Source organism: Nonomuraea sp. NBC_00507 (assembly GCF_036013525.1).
Lineage (GTDB): Bacteria > Actinomycetota > Actinomycetes > Streptosporangiales > Streptosporangiaceae > Nonomuraea.
On sequence record NZ_CP107853.1, the window covers coordinates 2,195,232 to 2,213,397 of the forward strand.

General features: G+C 70.3%; 21 protein-coding genes. 15 read left to right on the forward strand and 6 right to left on the reverse strand.

The genetic code is table 11. The features are described from left to right. Positions 1-493: 493 nt before the first annotated feature. From OHA25_RS11180 to OHA25_RS11215, 8 genes are all read left to right on the forward strand, one after another. Entirely contained in the window at positions 494-946 is a 453-nt protein-coding gene (locus OHA25_RS11180) for an Hsp20/alpha crystallin family protein (RefSeq protein ID WP_327587500.1), read from the forward strand. Positions 947-969: 23 nt separating this feature from the next. Then, positions 970-1,524: a hypothetical protein gene (locus OHA25_RS11185; RefSeq protein ID WP_327587501.1), complete on the forward strand. Its 555-nt coding sequence runs from the start codon at positions 970-972 to the stop codon at positions 1,522-1,524. Positions 1,525-1,529: 5 nt separating this feature from the next. Continuing rightward, the gene (locus tag OHA25_RS11190) at positions 1,530-1,880 is read left to right on the forward strand and encodes a hypothetical protein (RefSeq protein ID WP_327587502.1); all 351 of its coding nucleotides are present in this window, start codon (positions 1,530-1,532) and stop codon (positions 1,878-1,880) included. Positions 1,881-1,919: 39 nt separating this feature from the next. Next, positions 1,920-2,189 (forward strand): hypothetical protein, encoded by a 270-nt coding sequence (locus tag OHA25_RS11195; protein WP_327587503.1) that lies wholly within the window; start codon positions 1,920-1,922, stop codon positions 2,187-2,189. A gap of 125 nt (positions 2,190-2,314) precedes the next feature. After that, a complete protein-coding gene (locus OHA25_RS11200; protein ID WP_327587504.1) occupies positions 2,315-3,247 on the forward strand; it encodes an alpha/beta fold hydrolase in 933 nt (310 codons plus the stop codon). Between the two features lie 101 nt (positions 3,248-3,348). Beyond that, positions 3,349-4,737, forward strand: coding sequence for a family 2B encapsulin nanocompartment shell protein (locus OHA25_RS11205; RefSeq protein ID WP_327587505.1), 1,389 nt, complete (start codon positions 3,349-3,351; stop codon positions 4,735-4,737). Positions 4,738-4,766: 29 nt separating this feature from the next. After that, a complete protein-coding gene (locus OHA25_RS11210; protein WP_327587506.1) occupies positions 4,767-5,921 on the forward strand; it encodes a family 2 encapsulin nanocompartment cargo protein terpene cyclase in 1,155 nt (384 codons plus the stop codon). Between the two features lie 22 nt (positions 5,922-5,943). Further along, the gene (locus OHA25_RS11215) at positions 5,944-6,789 is read left to right on the forward strand and encodes a geranyl diphosphate 2-C-methyltransferase (protein WP_327587507.1); all 846 of its coding nucleotides are present in this window, start codon (positions 5,944-5,946) and stop codon (positions 6,787-6,789) included. A 3-nt stretch (positions 6,790-6,792) separates the two neighbouring features. Here OHA25_RS11215 and OHA25_RS11220 read toward each other — a convergent pair whose 3' ends face one another. From OHA25_RS11220 to OHA25_RS11235, 4 genes are all read right to left on the reverse strand, one after another. Next, positions 6,793-7,005, reverse strand: a complete 213-nt coding sequence (locus tag OHA25_RS11220) for a PDZ domain-containing protein (RefSeq protein ID WP_327590961.1) — start codon at positions 7,003-7,005, stop codon at positions 6,793-6,795. 320 nt (positions 7,006-7,325) lie between these two features. Continuing rightward, complete coding sequence (locus OHA25_RS11225; protein WP_327587508.1) at positions 7,326-7,985, reverse strand: class I SAM-dependent methyltransferase; 660 nt, start codon at positions 7,983-7,985, stop codon at positions 7,326-7,328. A gap of 105 nt (positions 7,986-8,090) precedes the next feature. Further along, positions 8,091-8,474 carry an STAS domain-containing protein gene (locus OHA25_RS11230; RefSeq protein WP_327587509.1) on the reverse strand — a complete coding sequence of 128 codons (384 nt, stop codon included), beginning with the start codon at positions 8,472-8,474 and terminating at the stop codon, positions 8,091-8,093. 142 nt (positions 8,475-8,616) lie between these two features. After that, entirely contained in the window at positions 8,617-9,186 is a 570-nt protein-coding gene (locus tag OHA25_RS11235) for a helix-turn-helix domain-containing protein (protein WP_327587510.1), read from the reverse strand. 72 nt (positions 9,187-9,258) lie between these two features. Here OHA25_RS11235 and OHA25_RS11240 point away from each other — a divergent pair, with 72 nt between their 5' ends. Genes OHA25_RS11240 through OHA25_RS11250 form a run of 3 tightly spaced genes read left to right on the forward strand, consistent with a single transcriptional unit; the run spans position 9,259 to position 11,108 of the window. Next, the gene (locus OHA25_RS11240) at positions 9,259-10,056 is read left to right on the forward strand and encodes a CGNR zinc finger domain-containing protein (RefSeq protein WP_327587511.1); all 798 of its coding nucleotides are present in this window, start codon (positions 9,259-9,261) and stop codon (positions 10,054-10,056) included. Positions 10,057-10,085: 29 nt separating this feature from the next. Further along, on the forward strand, positions 10,086-10,556 hold the full coding sequence (locus OHA25_RS11245; protein WP_327590962.1) for a protein-tyrosine phosphatase family protein: 471 nt from the start codon (positions 10,086-10,088) through the stop codon (positions 10,554-10,556). 39 nt (positions 10,557-10,595) lie between these two features. Then, positions 10,596-11,108 (forward strand): GNAT family N-acetyltransferase, encoded by a 513-nt coding sequence (locus OHA25_RS11250; protein ID WP_327587512.1) that lies wholly within the window; start codon positions 10,596-10,598, stop codon positions 11,106-11,108. On the opposite strand, the gene OHA25_RS11255 is transcribed toward OHA25_RS11250, so the two are convergent. Beyond that, complete coding sequence (locus tag OHA25_RS11255; protein ID WP_327587513.1) at positions 11,080-12,558, reverse strand: hypothetical protein; 1,479 nt, start codon at positions 12,556-12,558, stop codon at positions 11,080-11,082. The two genes, OHA25_RS11250 and OHA25_RS11255, sit on opposite strands and share 29 nt — an antisense overlap. A 108-nt stretch (positions 12,559-12,666) precedes the next feature. On the opposite strand from OHA25_RS11255, the gene OHA25_RS11260 reads away from it, so the two are divergent. After that, positions 12,667-13,845 carry a site-2 protease family protein gene (locus tag OHA25_RS11260; RefSeq protein ID WP_327587514.1) on the forward strand — a complete coding sequence of 393 codons (1,179 nt, stop codon included), beginning with the start codon at positions 12,667-12,669 and terminating at the stop codon, positions 13,843-13,845. A 4-nt stretch (positions 13,846-13,849) separates the two neighbouring features. Here the strand turns inward: OHA25_RS11260 and OHA25_RS11265 are convergent, their stop codons facing one another. Continuing rightward, positions 13,850-14,059: a hypothetical protein gene (locus tag OHA25_RS11265; protein ID WP_327587515.1), complete on the reverse strand. Its 210-nt coding sequence runs from the start codon at positions 14,057-14,059 to the stop codon at positions 13,850-13,852. 62 nt (positions 14,060-14,121) lie between these two features. On the opposite strand from OHA25_RS11265, the gene OHA25_RS11270 reads away from it, so the two are divergent. The 3 genes from OHA25_RS11270 to OHA25_RS11280 all read left to right on the forward strand — a co-directional run bounded on the left by OHA25_RS11270 (position 14,122) and on the right by OHA25_RS11280 (position 18,126). Beyond that, positions 14,122-14,886: an STAS domain-containing protein gene (locus OHA25_RS11270; RefSeq protein ID WP_327587516.1), complete on the forward strand. Its 765-nt coding sequence runs from the start codon at positions 14,122-14,124 to the stop codon at positions 14,884-14,886. Positions 14,887-15,113: 227 nt separating this feature from the next. Beyond that, entirely contained in the window at positions 15,114-17,219 is a 2,106-nt protein-coding gene (locus OHA25_RS11275) for a PQQ-dependent sugar dehydrogenase (RefSeq protein ID WP_327587517.1), read from the forward strand. A 10-nt stretch (positions 17,220-17,229) separates the two neighbouring features. Next, on the forward strand, positions 17,230-18,126 hold the full coding sequence (locus OHA25_RS11280) for a sugar phosphate isomerase/epimerase family protein (RefSeq protein WP_327587518.1): 897 nt from the start codon (positions 17,230-17,232) through the stop codon (positions 18,124-18,126). The last annotated feature ends 40 nt before the right edge of the window (positions 18,127-18,166 follow it).

Here is an 18,166-nt window from a genome sequence, read left to right on the forward strand (position 1 = left end):
GGTGGCAGAGATCCCTTCGGGCGTGCTCGCATGGATGTGAATCAGTGGGTGCTCTCCGCCGTCGGGTAACGACCCAGCATCGACCCGACCGCATACGTCGCCCCGATGGCAGTCATCTGCGGAGATGTGACGATCGGCCCGCGAACGCACGTCTCATACGGCGCGGTGATCGAGTCGCATGGCGCGCCAGTGCGCATCGGCGCGCAGTGCGCGCACACCGCAGGCCTCGATGCAAGCGATCGCCGATCAGGTTCCGGACGCAACGTTCGAGGTGATTTCGAGCGCAGGTCACGACGCGCGCATCGAGTCCTGACATTGGTCGTAAGGAGGTCGCCGCCGGGTATGTCAGCGTTGGGGCGTCGTTCGCCAGTCCGTCATGCAATCGCAGCGTCACGTCGTTTGCGGGCAGTCGCGGGGGTAGAGGCGCAATGAATGAAGCAAGCAGGGACGATCAGTTCCTGGGTTCACGGAGGTGAGAGTGATGGGTCTGCCCATGAGGCGAAATCGGGCACCCGTTCCGTGGGGCGGTGCCTGGCCGGCCCGGACGTGGGATCCGTTCACGGAGTTCCAGCAGTTGTGGGATCAGATGGGGCGGCTGTTCGAGCAGAGCGCCGAGACCGACATCGCCGGCTGGCGGCCGCTCGCCGAGACCGAGGAGACGCCGGAGGCGTACGTCGTGCGCACCGAGCTGCCCGGGCTTAGACGGGAGGACGTCAACGTCGAGGTCAACGGCAACGAGCTGTGCATCTCGGGGGAGATCAAGGAGGAGGAGAAGGACAAGGGGAACATGCTCCGGCGGCGTACCGGGAAGTTCGTCTACCGCACGATCCTGCCGACCGACGCCGACCCGGAGAAGATCGACGGTGAGCTGCACGACGGCGTGCTGACGCTGCGGGTGCCCAAGACCGAGCGGGGCCGCTCCCGTCGCATCCAGATCAAGGGCTGACCGAGCGAGCACGGGGGAGGCGCATGGCCGGGACCCAGGCGTTCTGGATCGATGCCGCGCACGAGGGCACCCAGGAGCGCTACGGGGAGCAGCTGCGCAAGTGGCGGCACGTCTTCGCGGCCGCGGAAGGCGAGCCGGGGTCGGGCGGGATCACGCTGGACCCGCTGCACTTCGCGCTGGGCGCGTGGGAGGTCGCCACCCGCCCGATGGCCGAATCGGCCTACGTGCGCTGTCACCCCCGCGTGCTCGACGCGACCTGCCACCGTGCGGAGGAGACGCGCGGCCCGCTGGCCGTGGTCGAGCTCGCGGTCCCGGCCCCGTTTCCGCTGCCCGACGGCTGGTCCACCTGGCACCGGCAGAACGGGGACGACCCGGCGTACGTGGCGCCGCCGTACGAGCGGCCGACCGCGCTGACCACGCTGGAGCTGCGGGTGCCGCTGGCGGCCGACCGGCTGCCGACGCCCACCCGGGCGCGGGCCGACGGGCTGCCGAACCTGGACGACGCCCAGGCCTCGCTGGAAGCGCTCGTGGCGGAGCTGAACGCCGTCGTCACGCCGTTCCTGCGCGAACTGGACTGATCCCGATGAAGAAATCACACGACGACCCGGACGACGAGTTCTTCGCTCCGGTGCTGCGTGAGCCGCCGCCCCGTGGCCCGGGGAAGGTGAGCGACACCGGCGTGCCGGGTGTGGCCGGCGCCGGCCGGGCCCGTTGGGCGAAGTCGCCGCCGCCCTCGAACGTCCTCGGCCTGCGCCTGCTGGCGGCCGCGCTCGCCCTGCTCGCCGGGGTGGTGGTGGCCCTGTGGGCACTGCTGGCCGGGCAGGCGGCGCTGGCGATCCCGCCGGCCGTCGTGGCGCTGGGTGCGGCCGCGTACCTGGTGGTGTTCGGCGTGCGGCGGGCCCGCGACGACGGCGGGCCCCCGACGTTCGGATGAGCCGGGTTTCAGGCCTGTCGCCTGGGTGAGGAGAACGGCATGAAGCACCATCCTGAACTGACGCGGCTCATCGACCGTGAGTGCGTCCGGCGGCTGCTGGAGTCGGGGGACACCGACGCCACGCTGGTCTACGTGCGCGGGGACTGCCTGGTCATGCCGGCCGCCGAGGTGGACGACGCGCACAAGGGGCTGGTCATCGCCCGCCGTGACGAGGTCCTGGCCCACCTCCCGGACAGTGGCCTGACCGACCGGGTCCTCGAGGACCTGGCAGACCGGCTGGACAACGTGGTCCGGGATCTGGGCGCCTGACACGGGCAGGCCCTACCCCCGGCGTGGCTCCTCCTTGCGGTGGATGTGGCCTGGGGTCCTGGTCCCAGACGGGGTTCGCTCGCCGGGACGAGGAAACGCGGCGATCGCGCTCCTAGATTCATGGTGTGAGAGCACGGTGGTTGCGCAGGGTCGTCCTGTGGTTCGCGGCGTTGGTCGCGCTGGCGGGGGTTACGGGGTTCGGCTACGAGAGCCTCGCCCGGCAGGGGGACGGCACCCGGCATCCCGCGCCGGGCAGGCTCGTCCGCGTGGGGGAGCACCGTCTGCACATCACCTGCACGGGAGCCGGCACGCCCACGATCGTGCTGGAAGCCGGGCTCGCCGAGTCGAGCGCGAGCTGGGACGACATCCAGCGCCGGCTCTCCGGCGGCTCTCGCGTGTGCTCTTACGACCGGGCCGGCTATGCCTGGAGCGAGGACGGCCCGGGGCCGCGTACGGCCTCGCAGGCCGCAGGGGAGCTCCACGCCCTGCTCGCCGCGGCCGGGGAACGCGGCCCGTACGTGCTGGCCGCCCACTCCTACGGCGGCACCATCGTGCGGATCTTCGCCGGCCGCTGGCCGGACCTGACCGCCGGCCTGGTGTTGATCGACGTCACCGACGAGACTGCCGACGACGCGCTGGCGGTGTCCCGTCCGCTGATCGCGACCCAGTTCACCGGCTTCGGCCTGCTGGCGCGCGCCGGCCTGCTGCGGCTGGCCGGCGACGCCCTGGTGCCGGCCGAGGCCACCGCCGTGGCGCGGGCCCATGCTCCCGTGGTCTATGGGGGCAGGAGCATGGATGCCGCGCGGGCCGAGGCCTGGTCCAGCCTGGAAAGCGCCGCGCAGGTCAGCGCGACGGTACGGCCGGGGGCATGGGGGGATCGACCGGTCGTGGTCATCATCCCCGCGGGGCAGCCTGCCACCGCGGTCGACCGGGCCCGCCGCCTGGCCACGCTGTCCGGCCGCGGCCGCCTGGTGGTCGCCACCACCGCCGAGCACTACGTGCAGGCCTTCCAGCCTGAGCTGGTCATCGCCGCGATCCGCGACGTCGCCGGCGGTTAGACCGCCGTAAGCATTCCCTCGCCATCAGGTAACTCTACGGATCGTACTGGCATGAATACGTTCGGTAGTGAGAGAGGCTCAAGTGGCGATTGCGAGGGAACATGCCTTCCACGGATGGGCGGTCGAGCCTGGACGTCCGGGCCGCACGCAACCTGGCCACCACCACCAAGACCCGTCCCCAGATGCAGGCCATCACCTCTCGGTGGCTGCTGCGCATGTTGCCCTGGGTGGACGTACGCGGCGGCACCTATCGGGTCAACCGCAGGCTGACGCACCGGGTCGGGCGGGGCCGGGTGAGTGTGGCGCAGCACGGGGCGGACGACGTGCGCATCATCCCGGAGACGCTGGCGGAGCTGCCCCTGCTGCGCGGCTTCGCGGACGCGGACGTGCTGTCGGCCATCGCCGCGACGTTCACGCCACGGGAGGTCCAGGCCGGCGAGGTCGTCGTCGAGGCCGGCGCCCCCATCACCGACATCTACGTGATCGCCCACGCTCGCCTCGAGCGGCTCGCCACCGGCCCGTACGGTGCCCCGCAGGCCCTCGGCGTCATCGCTGACGGCGAGCAGTTCGGTGACGAGGCCGTCGGCAAGGAGGACCCGCGCTGGGCGTATACGGTCAGGGCGGCCACCGCGGGGACGATCCTGGTGTCGCCGCTGGCGGAGCTCCAGCGGATCGCCGGCAGCTCGCCCGCCCTGCGTGCGCAGGCCGAGCGTTATCAGGCGGTCCTGCGCAAGCCGGTCAACCGCCGCGGCGAGGCGGCGGTCGACATCGCCGCCGGTCACGTGGGCGAGCTGGTCATCAACGGCACGTTCGTCGACTACGACCTCCATCCCCGCGAATACCCCCTCAGCGTCGCCCAGACGATCCTGCGCGTCCACACCCGCGTGGCCGACCTCTACAACGAGCCGATGAACCAGCTGGAGGAGCAGCTGCGCCTGACCATCCACGAGATCCGCGAGCGCGAGGAGTGGGAGCTGCTCAACAACCGCGAGTTCGGGCTGCTCCACAACGCCGACTACGGCCAGCGCATCTCCACCTGGTCGGGGCCGCCGACGCCCGACGACCTGGACGACCTGATCAGCATGCGCCGCAAGACCCGCCTGCTGCTCGCCCACCCCAAGGCGATCGCCGCGTTCTTCCGCGAGTGCAACAGACGCGGCCTGGTCCCCGGCAGCACCGAGGTCAACGGCCACGAGATGCCCGCGTGGCGAGGCATCCCGATCTTCCCCTGCGGCAAGATCCCGATCAGCGCCCGGCACACCACCTCGATCGTGGCCATGCGGACGGGCGAGGACGATCAGGGCGTCGTCGGCCTTTACCAGACCGGCATCCCCGAGGAGTACGAACCCGGGCTCAACGTGCGCTTCATGGGCATCGACCCGCAGGCCGTGATGTCGTACCTGGTCAGCGCCTACTACTCGGCGGCCATCCTGGTCCCTGACGCGATCGGAATCCTCGAGAACGTCGACATCGCCGCCCCGCGCTCCTGATCCCATCGACCCCCCGGAGGAGATGTGTCATGTCCGCGAACGAGACGACCCCGGCGTTGCGGCTCCCGGCTCTGCCCACGGGCCTGGGAACGTCCGCGCTCAGCCTTCGGGCCGCGGATCCGGGGCCTGCCTTCGAGGAAGGGGACGGGCACGAACCCGGCCTGCCGGGAGGCGGGCACCGCTACGACCTCGCCCCCCTGGCCTATCGGGAGCGGCAATGGGGCGACGGGACGTACCCGCCGCTCTACTGCCCCGAGACCGTCCGCGTCGACGACGACCTCGGCGTGGAGGTCGACCGGCGGCTGGTGGCGTGGGCGGAGCGGATCGGCCTGCACGAGGGGCGGATGGAGGAGTTCCGCGACACCGGGTTCGGACGGCTGGCCATGCTCGCCCACGCCGACAGCGACGACCCCGACGAGCTGCTGGTCGCCGCGCAGATGAACGCCGCCTGGTGGGCGGCAGACGACTACTACGCCGACGAGAGCGACCTCGGCGCCACGCCCACGGAGTTGCCGCCGCGGCTGGCGCTGGTGATGTCGGCCATGGACCCGCCGCCGCCCGCAGGCGACTACACCCGCCGGCTGGAGGAGGCGATCAAGGCCGACCCCGTCCTGGTCGCGCTGCGCTCGGCCATCAGCCACGTCTCCCGCCACGCCACCCCTTCGCAGGTCATGCGGGTGTGCGGCATCACGTCCCAGATGTACGTGAGCTGGTGCGCGTACGCCGCCTGGCGCTACCTGAAGACGCCACCGCCGGTCTGGCGCTACCTCGCGGCTCGCCAGCACGACAGCTTCTACACCTCGATGACGCTCATCGACATCGTCGGCGGCTACGTGCTGCCCGCCGACCTGTTCTCCGACCGGCGCTTCCACACCGCGCTCATGCAGGCGGGCACCGCCAGCGTGATCGTCAACGACCTGCACTCGGTCGCCAGGGAGGCGGCCGACGAGCTCCCCGACTCCAACGTGATCCTGCTCATCGCCGCCGAGGACGAATGCTCCATCCGCGAGGCGACCGAACGCGCCGTCTCGCTCCACAACGACTTCGTCAGGGACTTCGAGGCCGGCCAGCGCAGGCTGGCGGCCGTGCCGTGCCCCGAGCTGAAGCGTTTCCTGCGCGGCGCGCAGGCGTGGATGGCCGGATGCCTCGAATGGCACGGCAGCACCAGCCGCTACCAGTCATGACACCGCTCGAAAGGAGCTCCCGGTGACCGCCAACCCCGTACTCGACAGCCTCTATCAGCATGCCGTCGCGGACTATTGGAACGAGGAAAGGAACCCGGTCAATTTGCGGCTGGGTGAGGTGGACGGCCTCTATCACCACCATTACGGCATCGGCGACGTGGACTGGTCGGTCCTGGAAGGCCCCGCGGGGACCAGGGAGAAACGCGTCGTCGCCGAATTGCACCGGCTCGAGACGGTGCAGGCCGAGACCCTGATCGCCCGGCTCGGCCCGCTGCGTTCCGAGGACCGGGTCATGGACGCCGGCTCCGGCCGCGGCGGCTCCAGCCTCCTCGCCAACCTGCGCTACGGCTGTCACGTGGAGGGCGTCTCCATCTCCGAGTCGCAGGTGGCCTTCGCCAACGAGCAGGCCAGGCGGCGCGGCGTGGGGGACAAGGTCCGCTTCCACTTCCGCAACATGCTCGACACCCGCTTCGAGACCGGCTCCTTCCAGGCGATCTGGAACAACGAGAGCACGATGTACGTCGAGCTCGCCCTGCTGTTCGCCGAGCACGCCCGGCTCCTGCGCCGCGGCGGCCGCTACGTCTGCATCACCGGGTGCTACAACGACGCCTATGGCCTGCCGTCCCGGGCCATCAGCCAGATCAACGCCCATTACATCTGCGACATCCACTCCCGCAGCACCTATTTCCGGGAGATGGTGGCCAACCGCCTCATTCCCATCAGCGTCCTGGATCTGACCGCCGCCACCATTCCCTATTGGGAGCTGCGTGCGAAAACCCATCTGGCGACCGGTATCGAGCAGTCCTTCCTCGACGCGTACAAGAACGGGAGTTTCCAATATCTGCTCATCGCCGCCGACCGCGTCTGACGGTCACTTCTGCTCTTCCATGGTGACGGTCACGGTCCGCGTCGCGCCGTTGCGCACATAGGTGACGGCCACCTGCTGGCCCACCGTGAACCCGCGGACCTGGCCGACGACCGTGTCGCCGCCCTCAACCTTGGTTTCGCCGATCTTGGTGATGAGGTCGCCCTGCTTCAGACCCGCCGTGTCGGCCGGGCTACCCGCGGTCGGCGCCGCCGGAATTGCCGGCGTTGATGGCCGCGTCGGTCTGGATCATCCGCGCCGAGCGCGCCCTCGGCGCGGATGACGGCGAAGTCGGTCGCCGGGTCGGCGTCCACCACGCTCGCCTTGGCCGTGTGCCGTCGTTGAACTTCACGGTCAGGGTGTTCCGGCCGGACACGACGTGGTTGTCGGTGAGGATCAGGCGCCACCGTGAGCTGGTCGGCGACCGTACAGAACACCGGGGTCGCCGTGGTCGTGCCGGCGGTCGGGGCCAGGCGTTCGTGTCCATGTCATCTCCTTGGGTCCCGACGCCACGGCCGGAAATCCGAGGAAATCCGTAGTCAGGAGGCGGCGCGGGACTCGCCCGGCGCCCGGTAGAGGGACACCGAGAAGGGGCGATGGACGTCGCGCTCGACACGTTCGGCGATCTTGGAGAGGCCAGGGGCGGCGTCGGCGAACCGGTGCAGCCGCGTGGCCTCCGGCCACGGGTGCACGAGGACGAGGAGCCCACCGGCCGCCAGCAACGACGTCAGGCGGTGCGAGGCGTGCCGTAACCGGTCGCCGCCGCCGACGTAATAGAGGGTCTCCGCGCAGATCACCAGGTCGAAGCCGGGTCGCAGGTCATGCTCGAGGATGTCGGCGTGCAGGAAACGTACGCGGCCGGCGAACTTCTCGTTACGCAGGCGCGCGCGTTCGAGTGCCTTCTCCGAGATGTCGACCCCGGTGATCTCCGCATCCGGGTACGTGGCCGCGAGGAGCTCGGTAAAGACGCCCTCGCTGCAGCCGGCCTCCAGGACCCGACGGTAGGCGGGGTCGGGCAGCTGCCCGAGCGTGGTCTGGTATTTGTGCTGTTCGTACGCGTCCGTGGCCAGGCGCCACGGGTCGGGCCGGCGGTGCCACCAGTCGAAGTATCGACGGAGGACGGCTCCCTGGGATCGGCGGCCGAGCAGGGAGAAGGATCTGAAGAGAGCGCGATGCAAGATATCGGGAAACCTGGTCACAGGGCTCCTTCGGAGGACGGTCACCGATCTTGAACCTATGCGCCGGATCGCGGACGCGTCATCGTCCTATGGAAGGATTATCCCGTAATCTCTGGCACTCCACTTTTACGCTTGCGTGAGCGTTTCCTCCGTTGCGCGGGATCGCTGGAGTGCGGCGATCACGGCCGCCTCGACGGTGGCGTGCACGTGCAGAACAGTATTCGCCTGAGTGACGTCCATGAAACGCGCCACTTTGGGGTGGGGCGCGGCCACATGCAGGGTGCCGCCGTGCTGGCGGGCGAAGGCGTGGGTGTTGAGCAGGACGCGCATGCCCGCGCTGCCCACGAACCTGGCTTCGCTGAGATCGATCACCATGTGCTCGCCGGGCATTCGCCGGCTCTGCTGGATGTGGCGGTCGAGCCGACCGGCGTTGGCGGTGTCGATCTCCCCTGCCACGGAGATCACACTCACACCGGGGAGCCACTGGGTGGCGAACGTCAAATCCAGCATGCGAGGCCCACCGATCGGAATTCGGAGACGAATTTCGGAGATATGGACGCAGGCGATGGCTTGCCTCATCGCACAATAACCGGCGGCTCCCCGTCGTAGAAGATGCCTCGCGTCTCTTTTTCACTCGAGGTCCAGTAATTTGTCAACGCCGGGCCCTTCGGGGGCGCATGATGAGCGCGGCGACGTAGTACGTGCACGGGACCGTGTCCGGATTGGCGTAGGCGTGCTCGACATCAGCCGCGAAATAGGCCGAATCGCCCGCGGTGAGATCGAGATCTCTGTCGCCGAGGGTCAGTCGGAGGGTGCCGGACTCGACGGCCACGTACTCATGGGAGCCGGCCGCGTACGCGGGGAAGCGCCCCGCGTCGCACCCGGGTGGCAGGGTGGTGCGGATCCACTCGAAATTCACCCCGGGCACCACCGGCGTGAGGATGGTCCGGTGCCACCCGCCCGGTTCGTCGATGTGCTCCTGGTCGGCGGCGCGGCGCACGACGACGCGGTGGTCGTCGGGCGGCGCGACCAGCTCGGCGAGGGGCACGCCGAGTCCGTCGGCGATGCGGGCCAGCACGACGATGGTGGGCGCCTTATGGCCGCGCTCGACGGAGGACAGCATGCTGACGCTCACGTCGGCCGCGTCGGCCAACTGCTGGAGCGTCATGGAGCGGTCGCGGCGCAGCTCCTGAATGTGCCTGCCCAAGGCTTCGAGGTTCACTGGCTCCTCATCGTAGCCAAGGACCGCTGTAAGGGTTATAGTTCGATTATAAGTCTTACGGAAGGCTGGGGCGTGGACATCTCGATCAACGACTACGCAGTGGGCGCGACCGTGGCGACCGGCCTGGTCAACACCTCGCCTGACGTGCGGGGGGAGGCGCTCCCGGACGTGGACGCGCTGACGGCCTTCTTGGGCGAGCATGGCGTCCGAGCCGACGCCCTGGCGAGCGGTCGGCTGCCGGATGGCGACGACCTGCGCCAGGTGCACCTGCTGCGCCGGGAGGTCCGCCCCGTCCTGGAGGCCGAGACGGAGGAGCGGATCGTCGCGGGCGCGATGGTGCTTGCCGGCTGGGCGGGCCGGGCGCCGGAGCTGCGCCGCGAGGGCGACGGCGGCTGGCAGTGGTACGTCCCGACCGTCGCGGGCGCGTCGCTCGCCGCCGAACTGGCCGCCCTCATCGGCATCGGCGTGCTTGGCACCATCCGTGCCCTCGGCCCTGGGCGCTTCCGCCGGTGCGCGGCGCCCGGCTGCCGCGGCGTGTTCGTCGACACCAGCCGCGGGGGCCGCCGCGCCTACTGCACGCCGGACCTGTGCGGCAACCGCGTCAACGTGGCCGGCCACCGTGCCCGCCGCCGGACACCGAGCGAAGGAGCTCGTGACGAGAGAGCGAGGAACGAGCCAACGAGGAGCGAAGCGGTCGCGACCATGAACACGAGCGAAGGAGCTCGTGACGAGAGAGCGAGGAACGAGCCAACGAGGAGCGAAGCGGTCGCGACCATGAACACGAGCGAAGGGGCTCGTGACGAGAGAGCGAGGAACGAGCCAACGAGGAGCGAAGCGGTCGCGACCATGAACACGAGCGTGGCGCGATGAGCGGCCGGTCACCGGCGGAGGGTGAGGGCATGGACCCCCGGCCGTCGGCCGGGGCCGCGGGCGCTCCGCCGCTGGTGGGGGCGTTCCGGCTGCCGGACGGCTCCTGGGTGCGCGGGCGGGGCTTGCGCCGCCCGCTCCCGGCGGGGCCGGTGCCCGGCTTCGGCCTCTACTTGGGCTCCGGACGGCTGCGCCGCCGCCACGACGGCGCATTGCCGTGGCGGCACGCCTGGGTGGAGTGGCCCGACTTCCTGCTCCCGCGCGACCGCGACGAGGCCGTCCGGCACATTCGGGCGCTGCATGAGCAGGCGCGGGCGGGGGAGGCGGTCGAGGTCGCCTGCGGCGGCGGCATCGGCCGCACCGGGACGGTCATCGCCTGCCTCGCCGTGCTGGCCGGGCTGGACCCCGCCGCCGCCGTGGCCTGGACCAGGGAGCACCACCACCCCCGGGCCGTCGAGACCCCGTGGCAGCGCCGGTGGATCGCCCGTTTCCCTGCTCTATAATGTGATCTGGTTTCGCTATAGAGAAAGACGATCATCGTGGTGTCTCCCCAAGCCGTCATCCGCCCGGCGGTTCCCCCGGACCTGAAGGCCGTGGCCGAGATCAACGCCCACTACGTCACCAACACCGTGATCACCTTTGAGGAGACGCCGCCGGCCGTCGACGACTGGCACCGCAGGCTGGCCGACCTGACCGATCGCGGCCTGCCGTTCCTCGTCGCCGACGTGTCCGGCGAGGTGGCGGGATACGCCTACGCCGGCCCCTGGCGTCCCAAACCCGCCTACCGCAACACCGTGGAGGACACGATCTACCTGTCCCCCCAGCACACCGGCCGGGGGCTGGGCGGAGCGCTGCTGGGCGAGCTGGTGACCCGGTCGATCGCGGCCGGGATGCGCCGCATGATCGCGGTGATCGCCGACGCCGGCGACGACCGCTCAATCGAGCTGCACCGCCGCTTCGGCTTCACCGAGGCGGGCCGGCTGACGGAGGTCGGCTACAAGCACGGCCGCTGGATCGACACCACGCTCATGCAACGCGCCCTGGCCGTCGCCTGAGCTCACAATTTTCCAGGATCAGCGCCAGGAGAGCAGGTAGTCCGTGCCTGCCTGGGCCAAGAAGTCGTCGATGGCGTCGGGAGTGAGCGGCGGCGGCATCGGGTGGCGGCCGGGAAGCGCGCGGTAGGCGGGCTGGTAGCGCAGCGAGCTGCCGGCATCGGCAGGGTAGGCCCGCGTGTCGACGCCGATGATCTCGGCCTTGTCGGTGGCGTACCGGCTGATCAGCTCCTCCCACTTCGAGATCGGCACGACCCCGGGTGACCAGAGGGCCCTGGGAGAAGACGTTGAGGTAAATCGACCGGTACGGCGGAGCGGTCCGGAGGTAGCGCTCCAGCTCCTCGTAATCGTTGTCCGAGTTGAACCGCATCCAGAACGGCACCGAAGCCGTGCGCAGCATCCAGTACGGGTCCGCCTGCACGTACGACTCGGCGACCAGCCGATCGGCGGGCAGGCCCCGGCGACGATGCCACCAGCGGTAGAAGTCGGCGACGAAGGGGCTGAGATCCTCGGGCTCGGCCACCGCCAGCCTGCGCAACCGGAAGCCGCGCCGTTCCGCCAGCTTCTCCAGGTCGGGGACGATGGCGGGATCCAGGCCCCACTCGGCCTCGGGCCGCTTGTCGTCGGGCTCCGGCGGGTCCCAGCGGCGCCGGGGGGAGCCCTCCCGCTCCAGGTAGCGCGCGACGCGATCATCGCTGGTGAAGTACTCCTCCTCCGCCAGCCCGCCCAGGCACCCGAACTGGAAGCAGGTCCGTTCCCCGGTCCCCGTGGAGCGCCAGTTCCTGGTGCAGTCGAGCAGGATGATGCTCCCGCCGTCGGCCAGCCGCTCCTCCAGGAACCGCTCGTAGGCGGGGCCGAGGCGCAGCCGCTTGAGCCGCATGTACGCCATCGCCTCGAGCATCGGCCGGTCCTGCACCGGGTCGTGCATGTGGTAGACGGACAGGTCGGCGTTGTTCTGGGCGATCAGCTGGGCCGTCGGGGCGAGCGCGCGCATGGCCGAGACCGGGTCGTCCGGATCGGTGTCCCGGTCCCTGACCGCGACCAGCGTGGTCTGCGGCAGGAAGGGCGCGCCCAGCGCGGCGGCCAGATGCAGGGCCGCGCCGCTCGCCGCGCCCACCACCACGGCGGGGTAAGGGCCGGGACCGTACTGCCGGACCACCCAGTAGTCGAGGTCCTCGCGGCGGACCCGCGGCACCCGGTGCGGTGGCAGGCCCTGGACCAGGCCCATGGCCCGGTACATCAGCCGCCGCACCCGCGCGGGCGGCGCCGAGGCGAGAGCCGCCAGCACGCGGGAGCCCGGTCCCACCGACATGCCCCGGTGGTCCTTGCCCCGCAGGAACCGGCCGGTCGCGCGCACCATGTTGACGGAGGAGTCGAAGTCGACCTGGGCCCGGGCGGCACGCAGGCGGCGCATGACCCCCTCCACGAGCACGACCTTGTCCTTGACCCTCATGAGCATCACGCCTTACCCGAGCCGCCCTTCGCGAAACGGGCGGCAGGTTTCTTGAGCACCACCCGGGTAGCCGGATCTGGTCGGCTCGTTGGCTAAGGAAGTGGGCAGATGCGATCGTCGTTCCGTCTGGGCCGCGTCGGCGGGGTCGTCGTCGGGCTCAACGTCAGCGTGCTGTTCATCGTCGTGATCCTGGTCGTGGGGCTGGCCTTCGGGCGCTTCCCGATCGCCTTCCCCGGTCACTCCACGGCCGTCTACCTGCTGGCCGGCCTGGGCGCGGCCGTGTTGTTCATGGCATCCCTGCTCGCGCACGAGTTGGCGCACGCCCTGGTGGCCAAGCGCCACGGCATCGAGGTGCCGCAGATTACGCTCTGGCTGCTCGGCGGGGTGGCCGAGCTGCGCAGCGAGCCCCGGACGCCCGCCGCGGACCTGAAGATTGCCGTCGTGGGTCCCGTGGCCAGCCTGGCCTGCGCGGTGGTCTTCGGCGCCCTGGCGCTGCTGACGTCCGGCGCGCCGCTGGTGGCCGGGATGTTCGCGTATCTGGGCGCAGTCAACGTGCTGCTCGCGGTGTTCAACCTGATCCCGGCCGCGCCGCTGGACGGCGGCCGCGTGCTGCGTGCCGCGCTCTGGGCGCGGTGGCGGGACCGGGTGCGGGCCGCCGTCGCCGCCGCCCGCGCCGGGCGGGCGTTCGGGTTCGCGCTCATCGCATTCGGGTTTGTGCTGATCGTCACCGGGCTCAGTCTCGACGGGCTCTGGCTCGCGCTGATCGGCCTGTTCGTCGTCAACGCCGCCACCGCCGAGGAGCAGCAGGCACAACTCGGCGCCGTCCTGCACGGGGTACGGGTCGGGGATGTGATGTCCGCCCCGCCCGTCGCCGCCCACCCCGACGAGACCGTGTCCGGGCTGATCGAGCGGCTGGTGATGAGCCGGCGCCTGTCCACGTATCCGCTCGTGGACGAGAACGGCGGATTCCTCGGCCTGGTGACGCTCAACCGCATCCGGCAGGTGGCCCCCCAAGCGCGGGAAACGACCCGGCTACGCGAGATCGCCTGCCCGCCCGAGGAGGTGCCGCGGTCCACCACGGAGGAGCCGCTGACCGGCCTGCTGGGGCGCATGACCGGCTGCGCGGACGGCCGCGCCGTGGTGCTCGACCCCTCCGGCCGCCTCATCGGGCTCCTCACACCGACCGACATCAGCCGCGTGATCCAGACCGCCGGCCTGCGCGGGAACGATCCCTATCCGCACCCGCGCGGCGCCGACATAGCCGTGCCACACCGCGACGGCTTCTGAGACGTCACTCGAAGTCGTCAGGGTTCAGCTCTTTGCTCCTGATGAAGGCCGCGTCGAATTCGTCCAGGATCTCACCGGGCTCCTCGTCCGCAGCGAGGGGCTCCTCGTCCGCAGCGAGCACGGGCGACTCCTTCTTGGCCGTGGCCAGCAAAGTCCGGATGGTCTCTTCGTTGTCTTCCCGCTCCGCAGGCGCCTGATCCTTTGGATTGCTCATCTCGACTCCCCCTTCTTCGCTCCCCTGCCCAGCAGGATCCCTCTCATCCGCGTCAAGTCCAGGTGTCGTCCGCCGCTCGCGGGGTAGTGGGCGACCACTCGGGCGCCCGGGAGGTGGCGGCCATCGGCAAGGTGGTGTGGGAGCAGTCGTTCGACCGCGACTCGCTGTACGTCCTGCGGGCGACGGTGGAATCACACGCGATCGAGGCGGGCCTGCCGGAGGGCCGCACCGCCGACCTGGTGCTCGCCGTGCACGAGCTGGCCACCAACGTCATCCTGCACGGCTCGGGCGCGGGACGGGTGCGCCTGCGGGCCGCGGACGGCATGGTGCACTGCCAGGTCATCGACCCCGGCTGTGCTGCGGTGCCAGGAGCCCCCGCGTGGCCGTACGAGTTCGGTCACGGGTTGTGGATCGTCCGCTCCCTGGGCGACCGCCATTTCGTGATCAGGGGCCCGGACGGCACCGTCGCCGGCGTCGGCTTCGCCCTTCCCCACCCCCGACGCCCCTCGTTCCGGCTCTTCCGGCACGACGAGGACGGCCACACCACGCTGCGCCTGATCGGCGACCTCGACCAGGGAACGGCCCCCGACCTCACGGCCGCCGTCGAGTCCCTGATCGAGGCGGCCCGGCCGCGCCGCCTCGTTCTGGACTTAAGCAGCATGAGCTTCTGGGACTCCATCGGCATCTCCGCCCTCCTCACGGCGCACGAACAGGTCAAGGCGGCCCCGGGCGTCTCGATGACCGTGAAGGGGATCTCCGACGACTTCCGCCACCGCCTCGACTCCCTCACGTTCGTACCGCTCGACTACGAGAGCCCGGGGGACTAGCGCCTGCGTCCGACCGGGCGGCCTCGTCAGCGAGGTCGGCTCAAGAGAGCAGGCCTACCTGGGCGGATGTGCCCCAGCAGCGGGGCCCATGCGGGGCACTTAGTCCGATCGGACGCGAAAGGTGTCTCGGTTTCCGGTAATTAGGCCCTCGTCGATCGGCGGAACTCGGGTTACATTCACGTTACTTTGCCCTCTCTTATCCCCCCGAGTAGACCGAAGGGAGAGGCATGGGAGCGCGAACCATGATCGCGGCCATGACGGCCGCGGCGATCCTCATGCCGGCCGCCGCCGCGAACGCTACGGGAACCGCCGGAGCTGCGGCCCCGCCGCCAGACGCCCAATTCCAGAAGGTGACACTCAACGACAATCCGGGCGAGCCGATGGACCTGGCGGTGTTACCGGATTCGAGGGTTCTCCACACCACCCGCCCCGGCGAGGTCTGGCTACACGACCCCAAGACCGGACTCAACACGCTGGCCGCCCGGCTCGACGTCTACCAGCACGACGAGGAGGGACTGCAGAGCATCGCCCTCAGCCCCGGCTTCGGCACGGGCTCGAAGCAGGACGACTGGGTCTATCTCTACTACTCCCCGCCGCTCAACACCCCGATCGACGACCCCGCCACGCCCGACGTCAACGAAGGCGACGCGCCGTTCACCGGTACGCCGCAGGACTTCGCGCCCTTCAAGGGGCTGATCCGGCTGTCCAGGTTCCGCTTCACCGGCGCCACCATCGACCTGCGCAGCGAGCAGCGCGTCCTCGACGTGCCGGTGGACCGCGGCATCTGCTGCCACGTCGGCGGGGACATCGTCTTCGACGCCGACGGCAATCTCTACCTGTCCACCGGTGACGACACCAACCCGTTCTTCTCCGACGGCTACACCCCGATCGACGAGCGGGCCGACCGCAACCCGGCGTTCGACGCCCAGCGCAGCTCCGGCAACACCAACGACCTGCGCGGAAAGATCCTGCGCATCAAGGTACGCGACGACGGGTCCTACACGATCCCGCGCGGCAACCTGTTCAGGCCCGGTACGGCGGGCACCCGGCCGGAGATCTACGCGATGGGGCTGCGTAACCCGTTCCGCATCGAGCTCAACCGGCGCACCGGGGATCTGTACGTGGCCGACTACTCGCCCGACGCGGACGAAGCCGATCCCCAGCGTGGCCCGGCGGGGCACGGCAAATGGGCGGTCGTCCGCAAGGCCGGCAACTATGGCTGGCCCTACTGCGCGACCGCGCGGCTCCCGTACGTCGACTACGACTTCGCCACCGGCGCGTCGCGCGCGCCGTTCAGCTGCGCCGCGCCCGTCAACGAGTCGCCGCGGAACACCGGCCTGCGTGCGTTGCCGCCGGTGGTTCAGCCGGAGGTTTGGTACTCGTACGGGCCGTCGCAGGAGTTCCCGCAGCTGGGCACCGGCGGCATCGGCCCGATGGCCGGGCCCGCGTACGTCTTCGACCCACGCAAGGCGAGCGGACGCGCGCCCATCGCCTGGCCGAAGTACTACGACGGCGTCCCGCTCTTCTACGAGTGGACCCGTGACTACGTCAAGGCCTTCCACGACAACGGGCGGCGGATCGAGAACGTGTTGCCCTCGCTCGTCTTCGACAACCCGATGGACATGGAGTTCGGTCCCGACGGGGCGCTGTACGTGCTGGAGTATGGCGACGGCTTCTTCAGCGAGAACCCGGACGCCCAGCTCTCGCGCTTCGACTACATCGGCTACACCGGCAACCACACGCCCATTCCGGTGGCCGCGGCGTCGGCGACCACCGGCCATGCGCCGCTCACCGTCGCCTTCACCAGCGCGGGCACGTCCGACCCCGACGGCGACAGGCTCCGCTACGCGTGGGACTTCAACGCCGACGGCAGGGTCGACGCGCACAGCCCCGACGCCTCGTACACCTACCAGCAGAACGGCCTCTACCACGCCACCCTCCGGGTCACCGATCCCGCCGGGATGTCCGCGGCGACGTCGGTGCGGATCGTGGTCGGCAACGCCGCGCCGGTCGTGGAGCTGGTCCGGCCCGCCGACGGCGGGCAGTTCGCCTTCGGCGACGTGGTCGAGTTCGAGGTGCGTGTCACCGACGACCAGCCGGTGGACTGCGCGAACGTGACCGTGGACTACATCCTCGGCCACGACGACCACGGCCATCCGCAGACCACGGCCCGCGGCTGCACCGGCTCCATCCAGACCACCGAGCCGAGCGGCCACGACCCGGGGAGCGACGACCTCACCGGCGTCTTCGTCGCCACCTACACCGACCCCGGCGGCGACGGGCTGCCCTCGCTGACCGGTAGCGACCAGGCCGTACTCGAGCCCACCAGTTAGGAGAACCCCCATGTGTTACGGCTATGGCCCCAGCAGGCGCTCCCTGCTCGCCGCGGGCCTCGGACTCGGAGCGGCCGCCTTCGCCGCCGCATCCCCTGCCGCCGCGGCGACCTCGCCGCACCACCACGGCAGGGACCGCGTCCCGCCGGGCGAGATCAGCATCCAGCTCTGGACCGTACGCGACGACCTCGCCAAGAACTACGACGCGACCCTGGCCTACCTGGCCGAGATCGGCTACCCGAAGGTCGAGCTCGCGCTCGGCTACTTCGGCCGTACGGCGCAGCAGCTCCGCGCGTTCCTCGACGGGCTCGGCATCCGCGCCACCTCCAGCCACGACGGCATCAGCGCGGACGACGCCGGCCTGGAGACGAAGATCTCCAACGCGCTGACCCTCGGCCAGTCCTTCATGGTGGTGCCCTATCTGAACTCCGACAGCGAGGACCAGTGGAAGGCCTGGGCCGAGCGCATGAACGTCGAGGCACTGGCGGCCCGCAAGGCCGGGCTGCGGTACGGCTACCACAACCACGCCCACGAGTTCACGATCGACCTCGGCGGCGGGAAGACGCCATGGGACGTGCTCACCGCCGAGCTTGATCCCCGGCTGGTCCACCTGGAGATCGACATCTACTGGGCGGTCACCGGCGGCGTCGGACGCGGCGCCGCCGACCCGGTGCGCTTCGCGCTCGACGTCATCCGGGAGGCGCCGCAGCGGGTGCTGCAGTTCCACGTCAAGGACCGGCATCTCGACGGTGACATGGCCGACCTGGGCACCGGGACGATCGACTTCCGGCGGATCTTCGACAGGCACCGTGTGCTGGAGTACATCGTGGAGAACGACACCCCCGACGTGACTCCCCGGCAGACGGCGGAGGTCGGATACCGCTACCTGCGGAAGATCAGGTTCTGAGCACCCACGCTGCCGAGCCCGGCCCCCTTCGCCTGCCTGC